Source organism: Paraburkholderia kirstenboschensis (genome assembly GCF_032806925.1).
Classification (GTDB): Bacteria; Pseudomonadota; Gammaproteobacteria; order Burkholderiales; family Burkholderiaceae; genus Paraburkholderia; species Paraburkholderia kirstenboschensis.
In genome coordinates this window covers 786,576-806,286 of sequence record NZ_CP136512.1, presented here as the reverse complement: position 1 = coordinate 806,286, position 19,711 = coordinate 786,576, and the positions used below count along the sequence as shown (strand labels likewise).

Here is a 19,711-nt window from a genome sequence, read left to right as displayed (position 1 = left end):
TAAGGGGCTCAGGGTGCCCTCTACTCTAGCATGCAGCGGCAGTACTTTTGACCTGGCTGTTGGCCGCGTTCTTGCCGCTCAGCGCCGCCCGAACATCGGCTTGCGCGAGCACGTCGTCCAGGGTTTTTTCGAGCCGCTCGAACATCATGTCAAAGTCCGATTGGGTGTACGAGAGCGCCGGCGCAAAGCCGAGAATGTTGTCGCCGAACGCGCGGAAGATCAGGCGGTTTTCATACGCGGCAGTGGCAATGCGCTCCGACAGCTTCAGTGCCGGGTCGAATTGCGCCTTGCTGTCCTTATTGGTGACGAGTTCCAGCGCGCCGAGCAAGCCGCGATGACGCGAGTCGCCCACTAGAGGATGCTCGAGCAACGCGTCGAGACCGCGGGCGAAACGCGGTGCGCGCGCTACGCCGTTCGCGAGCAGCCCGCCTTCGTGATAAAGCCGCAGCACTTCAAGACCGATTGCCGCGCTTACCGGATGCGCCGAATACGTGTGACCGTGGCCGACAATCGCTTCGGCGTCGCCATCGGCAATGCCTTGATAGATTTGGTCAGACATCAGCACGGCGCCCATCGGTGCGTAACCGGCGGTCAAGCCCTTCGCGACAGTCATCAGGTCCGGCTCGACATTCTCGCCCTGGCATGCGAAGAGCGGACCCGTGCGGCCGAAGCCCGTGATCACTTCGTCCGCGACGAAGAGAATGCCCAGCTTGCGGCAGCTTTCGCGCATCGCCTTGAGCCAGCCGACCGGTGGCACGATCACGCCGCCCGAGCCTTGAATCGGCTCGCAGAAGAACGCGGCGACGTTGTCCGCGCCGAGTTCCGCGACCTTCGCTTCGAGCGCGCCGACCGAGGCGGCGATCAGCGCGGCGTCGTCGGCGAAATTGCTGCGGTATGCATACGGCGAGGGCAGGTGATGCTGGTTTGGCAACGGCAGATCGAAATTGCGGTGGAACGCGGGCAATGCAGTGAGCCCCGCGCCCATGCTCGACGAGCCGTGATAGCCGCGTTGCAGCGCGATGATGTGCTTCTTCGACGGGCGGCCCGTCGCGTTGAAGTAATGCGTGATGAAGCGGATTGCCGAGTCGACCGCGTCCGAGCCGCCGAGTGTGAAGTACACATGTTGCAGCGACGCGGGTGCGACGCTCGCCAGTTTCTGCGCGAGTTCGATCGCGGGCTCAGAGCCAAAATGGAAATAGCTGGTCGCGTAGGGCAGCTTTTTCATTTGCGCGGTGGCGGCTTCGACAATGCTCTGCTGGCCGTAGCCCACGTTCACGCACCACAAGCCGGAGAAGGCATCGAGCAGTTCATTGCCGGCCGCGTCGCGCAGAAACGCGCCGCTGGCGGATTCGAGAACCGTGACGCCGCGAGCCTCGTGCGCGCGATAGTTGATGACAGGGTGAATCAGATGCTGGCGGTCGGCTTCAATGAGCGATTGAATCGGCATGGTGGGTTCTCGTCGCGGGAAAGGGCTGTTGACCGTTCCATACTACTGATCCGAGGCGGTCGCCCGCTTGCCTAAACAATTGCCTGAAAAGCGCGCACGACGCGTTTTGATGCATGCCCTTAGCATTTTGTGCTGCGGACGTTGAAAAGTGCCGCCGGGCATCTGTTCGATGACATGTGTGCCGCTTAATAGCCGCGCGTGCGGTCGATCTGACCGAGCATCGGCAGACCTTCGCGATGACGGCGCAAGTTGTCGAGCACTACGTCGACGGCGGTATCGGGCCGCGTGGCGCTGGCGATATGCGGCGTGATGCGCACGCGCGGATGCGTCCACAACGGATGGCCGGCCGGCAAAGGCTCGGGATCCGTCACATCGAGAATCGCGTTGAGGAGTTGACCGCTGTCGAGCGCTGCCAGCAAATCCGGCTGATTCAGTTGCGGGCCGCGCCCGGTTTGAATCAGCGATGCGCCGCGCGGCAGCCTGGCAAACAGGCTCGCGTCGAGCAGGCCGCGGGTGGCGGACGTGAGCGGCAACAGGCAAACGAGTATGTCGGTGCGCGCGAGAAACGCGTCGAGCGAGCCTTCGCCCGCATAACATTCGACGCCTTCTATTTCACGCGGCGAGCGGCTCCAGCCCGCGCACGCAAAACTGAAGAGGCGCAGCCGTTCCAGAACCGCGGTGCCGAGCACGCCGAGTCCGAGCACGCCGATGCGCCGTTGCGCAGCCGGCTTCAGTGGCAGTTCGCGCCACACCTGCTGTTGTTGCTGAAGACCGTAGTCGAACAGGTCGCGGTGAATCGTCAGCGCGGCCTGCGTGACGTATTCCACCATGCCTTCGACAATCCCCGGTTCGATCATCCGCACGACCGGCACATGCGCCGGCACGCCCGACAGATCGAATTGATCGATACCCGCGCCCACTGAAAATACGACTTCCAGATTGGGAAACGTGAGCGTGGGATTTGCCGGCGGTTGCCAGGCTGCGAGATAGCGAATCGCGGCGGGATCGCCGTGATCGGGCCAGATATGAAACGGTAGATCGGGCGCTTTCTCGGCGAAGAGTTTCGCCCATTGCGCGCCGCGCGCCGGGTCTGCTTTATAGAGAAAGGCCATGACGGGTCAGAAAATCGCCTGATTGATGATGCCATACTGCACACAACGTGTCGCCTTGGCCGCCACGCTCTCCGGCGCTGCGTTGCGCACCATTCGGACGACGGTGTCCACGCGCGGCAGGCCGAGTTGTTCCAGCCATTCGGTCAGACCGCTATCGCCCGGCGTATCGACGCGCACGAACACGCCTGCATTGAGCGCAAGCCAGTGGCTGATGAGCGCCTTTGCGCGGCTCGAGTCCTCAGACGCCGGTGCGATTACCGGGCCTATCGCAAAGCCGCGGCCGAAGCGCCGAAAGAGCGCAAAGCCGACGAGTTCACCGTCACGGTCGAGCGCAATGCCGTCGGCGTTCTCGAGCAGCGCGGGCAGCACCTCGCCGCGATCGAGGCCGCTTGCCTGCGAAGCCAGTTCCACGAGCCGCGCGGTATCGCTCGAACCTAACGGACGCAGACGCTCGCCGGGCGGCAACGACACGAGCGGCGGCTGAAATGCCGCGCCCTGATGTTGGTCGAGCGTGCCGGCCGCGCGAAAGCCGAGCTTTTCGTAGAGCGGCTGACCGGCGGTGGTTGCGTGCAGGAACGTGATTCGGCCGCCGAGTTCTTCCAGTAGAAGCTCCATCAGCTTTCTGCCGATGCCGCGTCCCTGCCGCGCCGGCGACACGATCACCATGCCGAGCGACGCACGGTCCGCGCCGTACTTCCAGCAGAGCGCCGTGCCGATCACGCCGCTCGCGTCTTCCGCGACGAAACCCACGCCGAGTTGCGCGACGAATCTCCAGTCGTCCGCGCGATGCGGCCATTTGAGTTCGACCGTCAACGCATGGGCGGCGTCTATGTCGTCGAGGGTAAAGCGTCTATAGGTAATCGAATCGGGCACGCCGCACTCCCTGAATGGCTAAAGGCTTACGCGTCACTTTGTCATTCGGGGCGCGGTGTGACTAGGACGATCTTTTTATGTGGCGCGCTTCAGAGGGCCGCATTGCAATTCGATGCAAAACACCAAGTCTGCACATGCATTACAGGCGGGTTCTGCTGCGCGGGGAATTTTGTCGGCGACATATGCCGGGCGCGCGGCTCTACGATTTTGTCATTGCGATGACTTGCTATGAACGCATCGCATGCGTCTTTATCCAGTCACCACTCAGGACACTTTCTCATGGACAGCTTCAATCCGGACGATGTCGCGATTCGCAGCGGCCATTTCATCGGCGGTGAGTACGTGGAAGGCGGGCAGCACGGCGCGCGTCGCATGGACGTAGCGCGGCCGTCGGACGGTGTGGTCTACGCGAGCGTGCCGGTGGCCGATGCCGACATGGTGGACCGCGCGGTCGAGAACGCATGGCAGGCGTTTCGCACGAGCGGCTGGGCGCGCATGGCGCCGCGCGAGCGCGCGAAAATCATGCGCCGTTTTGCCGATCTGGTCGAAGCCGACGCGCCCGCGCTCGGCCGCCTGGAAGCGCTCGGCTCGACCCGTCCTGTCGCGCAAGCTGTTTCGTGGGATGTGCCCTTCACCGCGGAAGGCATCCGCTTCTACGCGGAGTTCGCCGACAAGCTTGGCGGCGATGTCGCGGCTACCGACCACGACCATCTCGGCATGACGATCGCCGAGCCATACGGCGTGATCGGCGCAATCGCGCCGTGGAATTTCCCGCTCGTGATGGCTTCGTGGAAGATCGCGCCCGCGCTTGCCGCGGGTAATGCCGTCGTGCTGAAACCATCGGAAATGACGCCGTTCTCGGTGCTGCGCCTCGCCGAACTCGCCGTGCAGGCGGGTGTGCCCGCGGGCATTTTCAATGTGATTCAGGGCGACGGACGCACGACCGGCGACGAGCTGGTGCGTCATCCGAAGATCAGCAAGGTCACGTTCACCGGCTCGACGCGCACCGGCGCGTCGATCATGGCGGCATGCGCGATGAGCGGCACCAAGCCCGTCACCCTCGAACTGGGCGGTAAAAGTCCGCAAATCGTATTCGCCGATGCGCCGCGTCTTGATGACGTGGCGCGCCGTATCGCCGGCGCGATCACCGGCAACGCGGGGCAGGTGTGCGTGGCCGGTTCGCGGCTGCTCGTCGAGCGCAGCCTCGCTGAACCGCTTGCCGAGCGCATCGGCAGGATCTTCGCCGAATTGAAACCGGGCGCGACCTGGGCGGCGGGCACGACGCTCTCGCCGATCATCTCCGAGCCGCAGGCGGCTCGCATCGAAAGCATCGTGGGCCGCACGGTCAACGCGGGCGCAACGCTGCGCTACGGCGGCGTGCGTGCCCAGGCTGGCGGCGCGTCCTCCGGCGCGTTCTACACGCCGACCTTGCTGACCGATGTCACCGCCAACTCCGATGCCGTGCGCGAAGAAGTATTCGGCCCGGTGCTCACGCTGCAGACCTTCGACACCGAAGAAGAAGCGCTCGCGCTCGCACAACATCCGGAGTACGGGCTCGCGGCCGGCGTGCATACGGCAGACCTCGGCCGGGCGCTGCGCTTCGTGCGCGGACTCGAAGCGGGCACCGTGTGGGTCAACCGGTATGGCCGCACGTCCGACTTCATGATTCCGACGGGCGGCTACAAGCGCTCGGGCATCGGCAAGGATCTGGGACGCCAGGCTTACGAGGCCAATCTGCGTTTCAAGAGCGTGCTGATCGATCTGCGGCAATGACGGGGGCGGCCGCGTGCACGGCGTCATCGCATGACTTCGGCGTCATGCACCGTCGATGCTCGGCCCCACGCGAGCCAAGCCTGGCAAGGCTTCCAGCCGGTAACCGCAGACTCTGCTGCGCAACGGCCTCAAAACGCATGGTTTGTGTCACAAGCAGCGCGCGAATCAGGAACATCTATGTTTTTGCGCTGATTAAATCTTTTACAGGAATGAGCTTTCCCTGTTTTCGCCAATGAGCTCGACGCGAGTTCACCATCACGATAGGACTGCACCATGATCGAATTCGAACCTAAATACATTACCTTCGACTGCTACGGCACGCTGACCAGATTCCGCATGGCCGACATGACGCGCGAACTGTACGGCCACATTCTGAAGGCCGACGACCTCGAAAAGCTGGTCGCGTTCTACGCCGGTTATCGCCGCGACGAAGTGCTGGGCGCATGGAAGCCGTATCGCGATGTCGTGGTGAATGCACTGCGCCGTGCGTGCGCGCGCATGAACGTCGAATTCAATGAAGCCGGTGCGCAGAAGATCTATGAGGCGGTGCCGACGTGGGGCCCGCATCCGGACGTGCCCGAAGGTCTGTCGCGCCTTGCAAAGAAGTACAAGCTGGTGATTCTGTCGAACGCGTCGAACGACCAGATCCAAAGCAACGTCGACAAGCTCGGTGCGCCGTTCCATGCAGTGTTCACGGCCGAGCAGGCGCAATCGTACAAGCCGCGCATGCAAGGCTTCGAGTACATGTTCGACAAGCTCAACTGCAATCCGGAAGACGTGTTGCACGTGTCGTCGAGCCTGCGCTACGACCTCATGACCGTGCACGACATGGGCGTCAAGCATAAGGCGTTCATCAACCGTGGTCATGAACCGTCGACGCCGTATTACCAGTACTACGAAGTCGACGGCATTCCGCAACTGGCTGCCGAACTCGGCCTGTAAGCATCTGCCGAACAAAGGACACTCCGGATGAAGCTCGATTCCTATTGGCTCTACACCGCGCCGCCGTTCGTCACGGCGTGTGAAGGCCCGGTCGACGGCCTCGCCGATGTGGTGGTGATCGGCGCGGGCTTCACCGGCTTGTCGGCGGCGCAGGCGCTGGGTAAGCGCGGCGCGTCGGTAACGGTGGTGGACGCTGGGCGCGTGGGCGGCGGTGCATCCGGCCGCAATGGCGGGCAGGTGAATACGGGCGTCGCGCAAGACTTCGTCGCGCTCGCCGCGCAACTCGGTATCGAGCGCGCGAGCGCGTGTTACCGCGCGTTTGCGGATGCCGTCGATACGGTCGAGCGTCTGATCCGCGAAGAGCAGATCGACTGCAACTACATTGCGACCGGCAAGCTGAAGCTGGCGTCGAAGCCGCATCATCTCGCGCACCTGGAGAAGACCGCCGATCTGATTCGCCGCACGGTGGATACCGACATTGAACTGATCGACGGCGAACGTATCCGCAGCGAGGTTCAGTCCGACAGTTTCCATGGCGGATTGCTGCAACGTCACGGCGGTCAGATGCATATGGGCAAGTTCACGGTCGGGCTCGCCGAAGCCGCGGTTCGTCACGGTGCGAAGCTGTATGAAAACGCGGCGGTCACGTCGATCGCGAAAGACGGCGGCGGACATCGCGTCGTCACCGCGCGCGGCGAAGTGCGTGCGAAGCAGGTGTTGATCGCAACCGGCCCGTCGCGGCATGGGCCGTTTGGCTGGTATCGGCGGCGTCTTGCTCCGGTCGGGTCGTTCATCGTGGTGACCGAGCCTTTGCCGCCGGAACTATTGGCGAAGGTGTTGCCCAACCGGCGCGCGTATACGACCACGCGCCTGATGCACAACTACTTCCGCGTGACGCCCGATTCGCGTCTGCTGTTCGGTGGCCGCGCGCGATTCACGGCATCGGAGCGTCCGTCCGATGCGAAGAGCGGGCGCATCCTGCAACAGGGTCTCGCCGCGATGTTTCCGATGCTGGCGAACGCGCGCATCGACTATTGCTGGGGCGGTCTGGTGGACATGAGCGTCGACCGCCTGCCGCACGCCGGGCAACACGACGGCATTTATTTTTCGATGGGTTACAGCGGCCACGGCACGCAGATGTCCACACACATGGGTCAGGTGATGGCGGACGTCATGGACGGCCGCGAAGACCGCAACCCTTGGGACGAGTCCGAATGGGCCGCGATTCCGGGCCACACCGGCAAGCCCTGGTTCCTGCCGCTCGTGGGGACGTACTACCGTATCAAAGACATCTTTTATTGAAGTCCTGTTGTTGTGTTTGTTAGTGAACCCCACGCAGCCATCACAACTGCCCACACTTGCGGAGAAGTTCGATGAATAAGGAAAACTCGAAACATGGCGCTCATGACCTCGGTAACGGGTTGGAGCAATTGACAGCCCGGGGCGCCTCGCGGCGCGATGTGCTGCGCGCGATGGCCGCGGCCGGGATGATGTCGATGACGGGCGCCGGGCTGCTGAGCGCGAGCGGCGCGGCTCTCGCGCAGGCGACGCCCAGGCAGGGCGGCAAGATTCGCGTGGCGACACAGTCGGCGTCGGCGGCTGACACGCTCGACCCCGCGAAGGGGGCGCTCGCCACCGACTACGTTCGTTGCAACATGTTCTACAACGGCCTGACCGAACTCGACTCGCATCTCGGCGCGAAGATGGCACTCGCCACGTCGCTCGATACGAAAGACGCAACCGTGTGGATCGTCAAGCTGCGCAGCGGCGTGCAGTTTCACGACGGCAAGTCGCTCGCGCCTGCCGACGTGGTCTATTCGATCATGCGTCACAAGGACCCGGCGACGGCGTCGAAGGCCAAGACGCTCGCCGATCAGATCAAGGAAGTGAAGGCCACGGGTCCGGACGAAGTGACGATCACGCTCGAAGGCGCGAACGCCGACTTGCCGGTGATCCTCGCCACGTCGCACTTCCTCATCATCAAGGACGGCACCAAGGACTTCAAAACGGCTGTGGGCACGGGTCCGTTCAAGGTCAAGGAGTTCTCGCCGGGCGTTCGCACGGTCGGCGTGAAGAACGAGAAATACTGGAAGCCGGGTCTGCCGCATCTGGACGAGGTCGAACTGATCGGCATCGGCGACGAATCGGCACGCGTGAACGCGCTGCTTTCCGGCGACGTGCAGCTGATCAACGCGGTCAGCCCGCGCTCGGCGCCGCGCATCAAGGGCACGGGCGGCTTCTCGGTGCTCGAAACGAAAACCGGCCAGTACACGGACCTGGTTGTTCGCGACGAAGGCGGCATTACCGGCACCGACGATTTTCGGCGAGGCATGATGTACCTGCAGGATCGCGAGCAGATTCGCCGCGCGATCTTTCAGGGCTACGGCGCGATCGGCAACGATCAGCCGATCGACCCGACCAACAAGTACTACCTGGCCGGTTTGCCGCAGCGCAAGTTCGATCTGGACAAGGCGAAGTATCACTTCCAGAAGGCCAAGGTCGGCAGCACGCCGGTCCAGATTTTCGCTTCGCCGGCGGCTGAAGGTTCGGTCGAGATGGCGATGCTGCTTCAGCAGGTCGCGCCGCAAGCGGGCTTGAACCTGCAGGTAACACGCGTGCCGGCGGACGGCTACTGGTCGAACCACTGGATGAAGCATCCGGTCGGGTACGGTTCAGTCAACGCGCGCCCGAGCGCCGACGTGCTGCTCACGCAGTTCTTCAAGTCGGACGCGCCGTGGAACGAGGCGAACTGGAAGAGTGCGAAGTTCGACCAGTTGCTGGTCGCGGCGCGCGGCGAACCGGACGACGCCAAGCGTAAGCAGATATACGGCGACATCCAGGTACTCGTGCATGAAAACGGCGGCATCGGCATTCCGTTGTTCCAGAGTTCGCTCGACGCCTATACGAGCAAGCTCAAGGGCCTCGGCTCGATTCCGCTCGCAGGTCTGATGGGTTTTGCATTTGCCGAAAACGTCTGGCTAGAGGCGTAATGTAAAGGCGTTCCGGTTCTGTGAACCGGGCGCCGTTTCCCCACAATACGCGCAATACGTGCACCGGCGCGCCGCTGCGACGCGGCGCGCATGCTGCAAAAAAGGAGGCGACTTTCAATGAAAGCACACGCGCAACGACTCATCGCCGCGCGCCTCGGCCTCGCGCTGCTCACGCTCCTGCTGGTTTCGGCAATCGTGTTCGGCGTCACGGGGCTGCTTCCCGGCGACGCCGCGCAACAGGCGCTCGGCCAGGCGGCCACGCCGGAGGCCGTCGCCGCATTGCGGCATCAGTTCGGGCTCGATCAGCCCGCGCTGCAACGCTACCTCGAGTGGCTGCTTCATATTGTGACTGGCAACTTCGGCACGTCGTTGTCGAACAATCTGCCCGTTAGCCAGTTGATCGCGACGCGCCTGCCGAACTCGCTCGTGCTCGCCGGCTTGACTGCGGTGGTGTCGGTGCCGGTCGCGCTGGTAATTGGCATCGCGTCGGCGATGTTTCGCGGCTCGCTGCTCGACCGTGTGCTCAATGTGCTGACGCTGTCGACCGTTGCCGTTCCCGAGTTTCTCGTCGCGACGGTCGCGGTGCTGATTTTCGCCGTGAAACTGCGCTGGCTGCCCGCGCTGTCGTATCTGTCCGAGGTGAATTCGTTCGGCGCGCTGCTGCGCATCTATGCGATGCCGGTCATGACGCTGTGCTGCGTGATCGTCGCGCAGATGGCGCGCATGACGCGCGCCGCCGTGCTCGATCAGCTCAACTCGTCGTATGTGGAGATGGCATTGCTCAAGGGCGCTTCGCCCGGGCGCGTGGTGTTGCGGCATGTGCTCCCGAACACCATTGGGCCGATTGCCAATGCCGTCGCGCTGAGCCTGTCGTATCTGTTCGGCGGCGTGGTGATCGTCGAGTCCATCTTCAACTATCCGGGCCTTGCGAGCCTGATGGTCGACGCTGTGACGAATCGCGACATGCCGCTCGTGCAAGGCTGCGTGATGGTGTTTTGCGCCGCGTATCTCGCGCTCGTGCTGATCGCGGATCTGTGTCAGATCGTATCCAACCCGAGGCTGCGTCGATGATGAGCCGACCTACCAATCCCCACGTTCCTCACGCCGGCACCGAGCTATACGACGTCAGCCGCGATGAACTCGTCGCAGAGACGCCGCCCGTCGAAGTGGCGAGCCCGAAGTACAACGTGCTGCAACGCCTCGTGCAGCGCTTTTCGGTGCTCGGCCTGCTTGGCCTGCTGATGGTGCTGTTCTGGCTGCTGGTCGCTTTCATTGGACCGCTGGTCGCGCCGTACAAAGGCGGCGCGCTGACGTCGACGGAAATTTTCGGCCGCTATAGCGCGGCCTATCCGCTCGGCACCGATTATCTCGGCCGCGACATGCTGAGCCGCATTCTGTACGGCGCGCGCTATACGGTGGGCCTCGCGCTCGCGGCCGCGTTGCTCGCGAGCGTAATCGGCACGTTCTTCGGCCTGCTCGCCGCGGTGTCGGGCAAATGGGTCGATGAAGTGTTGAGCCGCCTGTTCGATGCGCTGATTTCGATTCCGAGCAAGGTGCTCGCGCTCGTCGTGATCGCGGCTTTCGGATCGTCGATCACGATGCTCACCACGGTTGCCGCGCTCGCGTACATTCCAGGCGCGTTTCGTATCTCTCGCTCGCTCGCGTTGAACCTGATGGGCCTGGAATACGTGCAGGTGGCCCGCGCGCGCGGCGAAGGTCTGCTGTATATCGCGCGCGTCGAGGTGCTGCCGAACATGATCCATCCAATGCTCGCGGATTTCGGGCTGCGCTTCGTATTCATCGTGCTGCTGTTGAGCGGCCTGAGCTTCCTCGGCCTCGGGGTGCAGCCGCCTAATGCCGACTGGGGTTCGCTCGTGCGCGAGAACATCGGCGGCTTGTCGGAAGGCGCGCCCGCGGTCCTCATGCCGGCGGTGGCGATTGCCACGCTGACCATCGGCATGAATCTGCTGATCGACAACTTGCGGCGTCGCAGCCGTAGCCACGGAGACGCATGATGGCCGACCGGGACATGATTGAAGTGAAGGGGCTGCGTGTCGTCGCCGGCGCGGCGCACGGGCCGGCGACGGAGATCGTCAAAGGCGTCGACTTTTCGGTGAAGAAGGGCGAGGTGCTCGCGCTGATCGGCGAGTCGGGTTCGGGCAAGACGACCATTGCGTTGGCGCTGCTCGGCTATGCTCGCGCGGGCTGCTCGATCAGCGGCGGCTCGGTGCGCATCGGCGAGCTCGACGTGCTGTCGCTCGACGCCAGGGGACGCCGCGCGTTGCGGGCGCGCACCGTCGCGTATGTCGCGCAGAGCGCGGCGGCTGGCTTCAATCCGGCGCGCACGATCATGGATCAGGTCACCGAGCCGGCGCTGCTGCATCAGTTGATGACTAAAGACGCCGCGCGGACCAAGGCAATTGGGCTCTTTCGTGCGCTCGCGTTGCCCGCGCCGGAGACAATCGGCGATCGCTATCCGCATCAGGTGTCCGGCGGGCAGTTGCAGCGCTTGATGGCCGCGATGGCGCTGATTACCGATCCGGCTGTCGTCGTGTTCGACGAACCGACTACCGCGCTCGACGTCACCACGCAAATCGAAGTGCTCGCGGCCTTCAAGAAGGTGGTGCGCGAACTCGGCACGACTGCTGTGTATGTGTCGCACGATCTTGCCGTGGTCGCGCAGATGGCCGATCGCATCGTTGTGCTGAACGGCGGTGCGGTCAAGGAGAACGGCGCGGTCGCGCAAGTGCTCGACGCGCCCGTCGATGCCTACACGCGCCAGTTGCTCGCCGCGACGCGCCGCCCGGAAGCGTCATTCGACACGCCGCCGGAAAGCGCGAAGCGCGTGCCGCCGCTGCTGGAAATCCGCGGACTGTCGGCGGGTTATGGCCGTATCGACCGTTTCGGCGTGCCCGCCGTGCGGGTGCTCGATGACGTGAGTCTCAGCATTGCCCGCGGCAGCGCGCTCGGTGTGATCGGCGAATCGGGTTCGGGCAAGACGACGCTCGCGCGCGTGGTCGCGGGTCTCGTCGACCGCGCACGCGGGGACGTGCTGTTCAACGGCGAGCCGCTGCCGGCGCAACTGTCGCGCCGCACGCCCGAGCAGTACCGGCAGATCCAGATCGTGTTCCAGAACGCGGACACCGCGCTGAACCCGAGCCATTCGATTGCGGACATTCTGGGCCGGCCGCTCGCGTTCTATCACCATCTGCGTGGCGCTGCTGCGAAGAAACGCATGCTCGCGCTGCTCGATCTGGTGAAGCTGCCGGCTTCCATCGCGACTCGCACGCCTGCGGGTTTATCCGGCGGTCAGAAGCAGCGCGTCAATCTGGCGCGCGCGCTCGCCGCCGATCCCGCGCTGATTCTCTGCGACGAAGTGACATCCGCGCTCGACACGGTGGTCGGCGCCGCGATCCTCGATCTGCTCGCCGAGTTGCGGCGCGAGCTTGGCGTGTCGTACATGTTCATCAGCCACGACATTTCCACCGTGCGCGCGATCTGCGACGAAGTGATCGTGCTGTACGCGGGGCAGCGCGTCGAAGCGGGACAGCGCGACGTGCTCGCCGCGCCCCCGTATCACCCGTACACGGAGTTGCTCGTCGATTCGGTGCCCGAACTGAGGCCCGGCTGGCTCGACGCGCGCCGTCACGTGGCTGCTTGCGCATTGCCCGCGATGGGCGAGAGCGCCGAGGTGCCCGAACTGTGTTCGTTCCGTTCACGCTGTCCCGTGCGTATCGACGGTAGATGCAATATGACGCCGCCGTCGCTCAAGAAGCTTCCTTCCGGCGCGGAGATTCTTTGCCACCATTCGGCGGCCGAGCTCAGCCGTTTGCAAACCCTGGAGACCATCCCGGCATGAACCAGCGATTTGTGCGGCTCGCGGAAACCGGTCGCAAGACCTTCCCGATTACCGTCGACGGTGTGCTACGCGAAGCCGCCGAAGGCGACACGCTGATGGTCGCATTGCTCACGAGCGGAAGCACGTTGCGCGATTCCGAATTCGGCGACGGCCGCCGCGCCGGCTTCTGTTTGATGGGCGCGTGTCAGGACTGCTGGGTGTGGACCGCGCAAGGCGAGCGTGTGCGCGCGTGCAGCACGCCCGCGGCGCCCGGCATGTCGATCGTCACGAAACTGGCCGAAGCCGGGGAGGGCGTATGGCCCCGCGTGTAGTCGTTATCGGCGCGGGCCCGGCGGGGGTGCGTGCGGCTCAGGCGCTTGTTGAAGCCGGGCTTCGTCCAACCGTTATCGACGAAGGCCGGCGCGACGGCGGACAGATATACCGGCGCCAGCCGGAAGGCTTTTCCCGCAGCTATGACACGCTTTATGGCACGGAGGCGGAGCGCGCCGCTTCGTTGCATCAGAGCTTCGATTCTTTGAGAGGCAGGCTCGACTATCTGCCTGAAACGCTGGTGTGGAATATCTCGGCGAATGCGGTGCACACAGTGAGCGGCACGCGTTACGGCACGCTGCCGTTCGACGCGCTGATCATTTGCAGCGGCGCAACCGACCGGCTCATGCCCGTCAAAGGCTGGCATCAGGCGGGCACATACAGTCTTGGCGGCGCGCAGGTCGCACTGAAATCGCAAGGCTGCGCAATCGGCTCGCGCATCGTGATAATGGGCAGCGGGCCGCTGCTGTATCTCGTGTCCGCGCAATATGCGAAGGCGGGCGCGCAGATCGCGGCAGTGCTCGACACGTCGACCTTCATGCAGCGCATGGCCGCTTTGCCGCGCTTGCTCGCGATTCCCGCCGCGCTCAAAAAGGGCATTGCGTTGACGCGCGTGTTGTCGAAAGCGCGGGTGCCGGTTTATCGCGGCGTGCAGCCTCTGGAGATCAAAGGTTCCCCGCAAGCGGGCGTGAGCGGTGTGGAAGCGGTGTTGCCGGGCGGCAAGCGCATTGAGTTCGCATGCGACGCGGTCGCGCTCGGCTATCACCTGCGCCCGGAAACGCAAGTCGCGGATCTTGCCGGTTGCCGCTTCGTCTTCGACGACGACGCGCAGCAGTGGCTCCCGCAAGTGGACAACGACGGTCGCAGCAGCATCAAAGGCGTCTATCTCGCGGGCGATGGCGCGCGCGTGCGCGGCGCCGATGCAGCGGAGCGTTCGGGCCGCCTCGCGGCGCTCGCCGCCATGCACGACCAGGGCATGCAGACCGGGGGCATGAAGGACATGGAAGGCTTGCGCGCTGAACTCGCGCGCTTTACACGCTTTGCTGCGGGCTTGCGCGAAGCGTTTCCGTGGCCGGCGAAGTTCGCCGCGTCGCTGCCGGACGAGACCATTGTTTGCCGCTGCGAAGCGATTACGGCCGGCGAGTTGCGCCGCGTCGTATGCGAGGCGGGCGCGCGGGAAGCCAATCGCGCGAAGGCGTTTTCGCGCGTCGGCATGGGTCGCTGCCAGGGACGCTATTGCGCTCACGCGGGCGCGGAGATTATTGCGGCGGCCGCTTGCGTGCCGTTGTCGTCGGTGGGACGGTTACGCGGCCAGGCGCCCGTCAAGCCGCTGTCTGTTGCACTCACCGAGGCACTCACCGAGGACGTGACTCAATGAGCGCGGCAACTCGCAACGAAGCGGATGTCATCGTGATCGGCGGCGGCATCATGGGTACCACGACGGCGTTCTTTCTGCGCCGGCGCAATCGCTCGGTGATTCTGCTCGAACGCGGTCTGACCGGGCAGCAGGCGAGCGGCGTGAACTTTGGCGGCATCCGGCGGCAAGGCCGCGCGTTGCCGCAACTGGCAATGGCCAATCGCGCGTTGCGCACCTGGCAGCGCTCGGCTGAATTGCTCGGCGACGATGTCGAGTTTCTGCCGGTCGGCCATACGCGCGTGTGCTATCACCAGAAAGACGTCGAGAATTTCGATCAGTACGCGATCGACGCCCGCGCTCACAGGCTAGAACTCGAAGTGTTGCACGGCGAAGCAATGTTCCGGCGCTTTCCGTTTCTTGGACGTGAAGTGCTGGCTGCGTCCATCTCGCCGCTCGACGGCCACGCGAATCCGCGGCTGGCCGCGCCCGCATTCGGACGCGCGGCGGCGCGGCTCGGCGCGCAGGTGATCGAGAACACGGAGATCGTGCGCGTCGAAAAAGACGGCGAGCGCTTTCGCGTGGAAAGTGCGCGGGGCGACGTATACCGCGCCGCGCAACTGATCATTTGTGCGGGCGCCTGGGCGACGCGTCTTACCGAACAATTCGGCGAGGGCGCTCCGCTTACGGTGAGCGGCCCGCAAATGTGCGTGACGGAGCCGGTGCCCTACGTGTTCAAATCGTCGATGGGCGTGTTCACGTCCATCAAGCAGGAAGGCATTTACTTCCGGCAGATTCCGCGCGGCAACATCATCGTCGGCGGCGGTCCCGCAGGGCCGGCCGATCCGGTGACGAGCCGCGCGTCGGTCCTGCCTCAGAACACGGTGCGTCAGCTCGCGCAGATGCGGCGGCTCGTGCCCGCGCTCGCGCCGCTGCATGTGATTCGCGTGTGGAGCGGCGTCGAAAGTTATCTGCCCGACGGCGAGCCGGTGATCGGTCCGAGCAGCAAGGTCGACGGTCTTTTCTATGCATTCGGCTTCAACGGCGCCGGGTTTCAGATTGGCCCGGGCGTCGGCGAGACGATGGCGGAACTCGTGGATACGGGCAGCACGGCGATTCCACTGGACAAGTTCTCCATTCGGCGTTTCGCAAAAGAGCCGGCGCCTCGCTCGAGCGTCGTGACGTCATGAAACAGTCCCTCAGCCTCAATGCCGCGCGCGCTTTTATCGAAGCTCATTTCAACGAGCCGGTGACGCTCGCGCAACTCGCGGCGCTGTCCGCACTGAGCGTGTCGCGTTTCGCGACGGTGTTCCGGCAGCAATACGGTTCGTCGCCGTATCGCTATCTGTGCGGCGTGCGGATTCAGCGGGCGCAGACGATGCTGCTCGAAGGTGTGCCCGGATCGGTGGTCGCCACCGAAGTCGGCTTTTTCGATCAAAGCCATTTTGGCCGGCATTTCAAACGATGCTGCGGCATGACACCCAGCATGTTCATTCAACGCGCGGCGGCCAATACTGGCAATGCGGGCAAGCAGGCAATGTGAGCGCGAAAGCTAGCGCGGTGCGTTCAGCTTCCGCCATAAGGTCGTCTTGCTGATGCCGAGCGCGGCGCAAACCGCGTCGCGATCGCCGCCGTGCGCGGCAAGGGCGGCGCGGATTTCGTCGGCTTCCACATGACGGCTGCGTTCGCGCAACGTGAGCGCGGCTTTCTTCGAACGCGTGTGGTGCGGCTCCACGAGCTCGGGCGCGATGATGCGCAGCATGTCGCGTGTGATGAGCGGTTGCGCGATTGCGCCGTGCCTGCTCGGGTTGGTTTGCGCGCCGGCTTGTGCTTGCAGATCCACGTCCATCTCGGCAAGCTCGACCGCGATTCGCTCCACCACGTTCTGCAATTCCCGCACGTTGCCGGGCCACGCATAGCGCTGCAACGGCTCCGCGAGCCCGGCCAGAACGCGACCAGCGGCAGCGGCGTCGGGCAGGCGCGCGGCGAGCCTCGGCTCACGCGATGCTGCTTGCAATAGCAACTCGACGGCGAGCGGAATCAGGTCCGTGGGATGCTCGCGCAGCGGCGGCAGCGCGATGCTGAGAATGTTGAGCCGGTAGTACAGATCGGCGCGGAAAGTGCCGGCTTCGATGCCTGCGGTCAACGCCCGATGCGTCGCCGCGACAACACGAATGTCGACGCGCGTGGGCACCGTCGAACCAAGCCGCACGACTTCCCGCTCCTGCAGCACGCGCAACAACCGGCTTTGCAACGAGAGCGGCATTTCACCGATTTCATCGAGAAACAGCGTGCCGCGATGCGCGACTTCGATGAGCCCCGCCTTGCCGCCTTTGCGCGCGCCGGTGAACGCGCCTTCCTCGTAACCGAACAGTTCACTTTCCAGCAAGGCTTCGGGAAAAGCGCCGCAATTGATTGCGACGAATGCGAAGTCGCGTCGCGCGCTCAGGTGATGCATGCTTTGCGCGACCATTTCCTTGCCGGTGCCGCTCTCGCCGAGAATCAGCACGGTGGCGTCCGACCTCGCATAACGCTGCACGAGCGCGCGCACCCGCTGCATGGATTCCGACGCGCCGACCATGTCTTCAAGCCGGTACCGAGCGCTGAACTGCTGCACACGCTGACGCGAGCGCAATGTGCGGTCGAGCCGCTCGACCGCGCGCGATTCCTGGAACGTCAGCACCGTGCCCGCCGCCGCGCCGCTCGTCGCAAGCGGCCCTCGGTGCACGACATAGCTCGCGCCGCGCACAGTGCAGAACGCGTCGCCGTCCGAATCGGGCAGGCTGCCCGCGAGATCCGGTGCGAGGTCGAGCAACGCGCGGCCCACTGCTTTTGCCGGGTCGATGCCGAGCACGGCGGCAAGACGCTGGTTCATCGCTTCTACGCGGCCTTGCGAGTCGAGCGCGACGACGCCGTCGCGCAAGTGTTGCAGCAGGTTGTCGAGCCGTTGACGGCGTATCGTTTCACGCCGCGTGGCCTGCGCGACTTCGAGCGCCGTGTCGAAACCGGCGCGCACCGACGCGCGCGAGTAGAGAAACACGGCGCCCATGCCGGCGCTCGCGGCCAGGTCGGTCACGAGGCCTGGGCCGACCACCACGTCCACGCCCCGATCGCGCAGATCCAGCACGACGCTTTCCGCGTCTTGCGCGGACTGATGCGAGGCGAACGTCACGTCGAGCCCGAATGCGGTGACGAAGCGGCGCACCTCGTCGGGCGTGTTGCCATGCGTGACGAGCGCGACTTTCGCGCCGTCGCGGCGAGCGCGCGCGAGCGCGTGCATGACGTCGAAGCCCGTTGGCGTGATCATCACGACCGGCACGGCGACGCGAGTTTTCAGATATGCGCCGTTCGAGCCGCCGGCAATGACGACATCGGGACGCGACGCGCCGGCCGCCTCGATCTCGCGAACGGCGTCTTCGAAACCTTGCGCGACGATGCGCAGGTCGGCGCGCTCGACGTATTCGCCGGCGATGTCGAAAAACAGATCGCGCAGGCGGCTGATGCTGAGCGCCCAGATGCGCGGGCGCTGGACGGTGTCGAAAGGAGGTGTGCTCACGGCAGTGGCGCGGGGTGCGCTCCCGATTGGCAAGATCTAGTCATTATGCTCGCATCCATTTCAAAAATGAAACGCAGCTCTTTCATGAGTGAAATGACGGATGTTCCGCAGAATGCGGGATCTTCGCCGAAACAGACACTTAGCGCGTGCTGCAACACATGGCCCGATCTTTGCGTTTAACGACCCGTTTAAAAACGCACCATGGCAACTGGAGACAAACTGATGAGCGAAGCAGACAACAGCACGCCGAACGCGGGCGCATTCAAACCAAAGAAATCCGTCGCGCTGTCCGGCGTGACCGCGGGCAACACGGCGCTTTGCACGGTCGGCAAGACCGGCAACGACCTGCACTATCGCGGCTACGACATTCTCGACATCGCGGGCAATTGCGAGTTCGAGGAGATCGCGTATCTGCTCGTGCACGAGAAGCTGCCGACCCAGGCCGAACTCACCGCCTACAAGACGAAGCTCAGGGCGCTGCGCGGCCTGCCCGCAAACGTGAAGGCCGCGCTCGAATGGATTCCCGCGGCCGCACATCCAATGGACGTGATGCGCACCGGCGTCTCGGTGCTCGGCACCGTGCTGCCGGAGAAGGACGATCACAACCTGCCCGGCGCGCGCGATATCGCCGACAAACTGATGGCGTCGCTCGGCTCGATGCTGCTCTACTGGTACCACTATTCGCACAACGGCAAACGCATTGAGGTGGAAACCGACGACGATTCGATCGGCGGCCACTTCCTGCATCTGCTGCACGGGGTCGAGCCTTCGAAGTCGTGGGTCGATGCAATGCATGTGTCGCTGAACCTGTATGCCGAGCATGAGTTCAACGCGTCGACGTTCACGGGACGCGTGATCGCGGGCACCGGTTCTGACATCTATTCGGCGATCACCGGCGCAATCGGCGCGTTGCGCGGACCGAAGCACGGCGGCGCAAATGAAGTCGCGTTCGAAATCCAGTCGCGCTACCAGACGCCGGACGAAGCGGAAAGCGATATCCGCCGGCGCGTCGAGAACAAGGAAGTGGTGATCGGTTTCGGTCACCCGGTCTACACGATCTCGGACCCGCGCAACAAGGTTATCAAGGAAGTGGCGAAGAAGCTTTCGAAGGAAGCGGGTAACAACAAGCTTTTCAACATCGCGGAGAGGCTCGAATCGGTGATGTGGGAAGCGAAGAAGATGTTCCCCAACCTGGACTGGTTCAGCGCCGTTTCGTATCACATGATGGGCGTGCCCACGGCGATGTTCACACCGCTCTTCGTCATTGCACGCACGGCCGGCTGGAGCGCGCACATCATCGAGCAGCGGATCGACAACAAGATCATCCGCCCGAGCGCGAATTACACCGGTCCCGACGATCTGCCGTTCGTGCCGCTCGCGAAGCGCGGCTGAGGTTGTCAGAGCAGTCGCGCAAGCTGAAAGGGTTGTTTCGCATCGCGTCCGGAGAGAGCGGACGCGACGAACCTGCGCCTTGGCTCGCTGATGCCCCGAGCCAA

16 protein-coding genes are annotated in these 19,711 nt (G+C 64.2%); 12 read left to right on the top strand and 4 right to left on the bottom strand.

Annotation, left to right across the window (positions count from 1 at the left end; genetic code table 11):
* Window positions 1-25 precede the first annotated feature (25 nt).
* The 3 genes from RW095_RS12310 to RW095_RS12300 all read right to left on the bottom strand — a co-directional run bounded on the left by RW095_RS12310 (window position 26) and on the right by RW095_RS12300 (window position 3,432).
* Window positions 26-1,447 carry an aspartate aminotransferase family protein gene (locus RW095_RS12310; protein WP_317019291.1) on the bottom strand — a complete coding sequence of 474 codons (1,422 nt, stop codon included), beginning with the start codon at window positions 1,445-1,447 and terminating at the stop codon, window positions 26-28.
* A 185-nt stretch (window positions 1,448-1,632) separates the two neighbouring features.
* On the bottom strand, window positions 1,633-2,559 hold the full coding sequence (locus RW095_RS12305) for a 2-hydroxyacid dehydrogenase (RefSeq protein WP_317019290.1): 927 nt from the start codon (window positions 2,557-2,559) through the stop codon (window positions 1,633-1,635).
* Between the two features lie 6 nt (window positions 2,560-2,565).
* Window positions 2,566-3,432 carry a GNAT family N-acetyltransferase gene (locus tag RW095_RS12300; protein WP_317019289.1) on the bottom strand — a complete coding sequence of 289 codons (867 nt, stop codon included), beginning with the start codon at window positions 3,430-3,432 and terminating at the stop codon, window positions 2,566-2,568.
* A gap of 279 nt (window positions 3,433-3,711) precedes the next feature.
* On the opposite strand from RW095_RS12300, the gene RW095_RS12295 reads away from it, so the two are divergent.
* The 11 genes from RW095_RS12295 to RW095_RS12245 all read left to right on the top strand — a co-directional run bounded on the left by RW095_RS12295 (window position 3,712) and on the right by RW095_RS12245 (window position 16,202).
* The gene (locus tag RW095_RS12295) at window positions 3,712-5,205 is read left to right on the top strand and encodes an aldehyde dehydrogenase family protein (protein ID WP_317019288.1); all 1,494 of its coding nucleotides are present in this window, start codon (window positions 3,712-3,714) and stop codon (window positions 5,203-5,205) included.
* A 273-nt stretch (window positions 5,206-5,478) separates the two neighbouring features.
* Window positions 5,479-6,147, top strand: coding sequence for a haloacid dehalogenase type II (locus RW095_RS12290; RefSeq protein WP_317019287.1), 669 nt, complete (start codon window positions 5,479-5,481; stop codon window positions 6,145-6,147).
* 27 nt (window positions 6,148-6,174) lie between these two features.
* Window positions 6,175-7,449, top strand: a complete 1,275-nt coding sequence (locus tag RW095_RS12285) for an NAD(P)/FAD-dependent oxidoreductase (protein WP_317019286.1) — start codon at window positions 6,175-6,177, stop codon at window positions 7,447-7,449.
* 71 nt (window positions 7,450-7,520) lie between these two features.
* Window positions 7,521-9,137, top strand: coding sequence for an ABC transporter substrate-binding protein (locus tag RW095_RS12280; RefSeq protein WP_317019285.1), 1,617 nt, complete (start codon window positions 7,521-7,523; stop codon window positions 9,135-9,137).
* A gap of 117 nt (window positions 9,138-9,254) precedes the next feature.
* Window positions 9,255-10,208, top strand: coding sequence for an ABC transporter permease (locus tag RW095_RS12275; RefSeq protein WP_317019284.1), 954 nt, complete (start codon window positions 9,255-9,257; stop codon window positions 10,206-10,208).
* Entirely contained in the window at window positions 10,205-11,152 is a 948-nt protein-coding gene (locus tag RW095_RS12270) for an ABC transporter permease (RefSeq protein ID WP_317019283.1), read from the top strand. Before RW095_RS12275 ends, RW095_RS12270 begins: the two co-directional genes overlap by 4 nt.
* Window positions 11,152-12,996, top strand: a complete 1,845-nt coding sequence (locus RW095_RS12265) for an ABC transporter ATP-binding protein (protein WP_317019831.1) — start codon at window positions 11,152-11,154, stop codon at window positions 12,994-12,996. Before RW095_RS12270 ends, RW095_RS12265 begins: the two co-directional genes overlap by 1 nt.
* Window positions 12,993-13,307 carry a (2Fe-2S)-binding protein gene (locus RW095_RS12260; protein ID WP_317019282.1) on the top strand — a complete coding sequence of 105 codons (315 nt, stop codon included), beginning with the start codon at window positions 12,993-12,995 and terminating at the stop codon, window positions 13,305-13,307. Before RW095_RS12265 ends, RW095_RS12260 begins: the two co-directional genes overlap by 4 nt.
* Window positions 13,292-14,683, top strand: a complete 1,392-nt coding sequence (locus RW095_RS12255; RefSeq protein ID WP_317019281.1) for an FAD/NAD(P)-dependent oxidoreductase — start codon at window positions 13,292-13,294, stop codon at window positions 14,681-14,683. The genes RW095_RS12260 and RW095_RS12255 overlap by 16 nt, the downstream gene beginning before the upstream one ends.
* On the top strand, window positions 14,680-15,849 hold the full coding sequence (locus tag RW095_RS12250) for an NAD(P)/FAD-dependent oxidoreductase (protein ID WP_317019280.1): 1,170 nt from the start codon (window positions 14,680-14,682) through the stop codon (window positions 15,847-15,849). The genes RW095_RS12255 and RW095_RS12250 overlap by 4 nt, the downstream gene beginning before the upstream one ends.
* Window positions 15,846-16,202, top strand: a complete 357-nt coding sequence (locus RW095_RS12245) for a helix-turn-helix domain-containing protein (protein ID WP_394365124.1) — start codon at window positions 15,846-15,848, stop codon at window positions 16,200-16,202. The genes RW095_RS12250 and RW095_RS12245 overlap by 4 nt, the downstream gene beginning before the upstream one ends.
* A 9-nt stretch (window positions 16,203-16,211) precedes the next feature.
* Here RW095_RS12245 and prpR read toward each other — a convergent pair whose 3' ends face one another.
* Complete coding sequence (gene prpR, locus RW095_RS12240) at window positions 16,212-18,215, bottom strand: propionate catabolism operon regulatory protein PrpR (RefSeq protein ID WP_317019279.1); 2,004 nt, start codon at window positions 18,213-18,215, stop codon at window positions 16,212-16,214.
* A 222-nt stretch (window positions 18,216-18,437) separates the two neighbouring features.
* On the opposite strand from prpR, the gene prpC reads away from it, so the two are divergent.
* Window positions 18,438-19,607 (top strand): bifunctional 2-methylcitrate synthase/citrate synthase, encoded by a 1,170-nt coding sequence (prpC, locus tag RW095_RS12235; protein ID WP_317019278.1) that lies wholly within the window; start codon window positions 18,438-18,440, stop codon window positions 19,605-19,607.
* Window positions 19,608-19,711 lie beyond the last annotated feature (104 nt).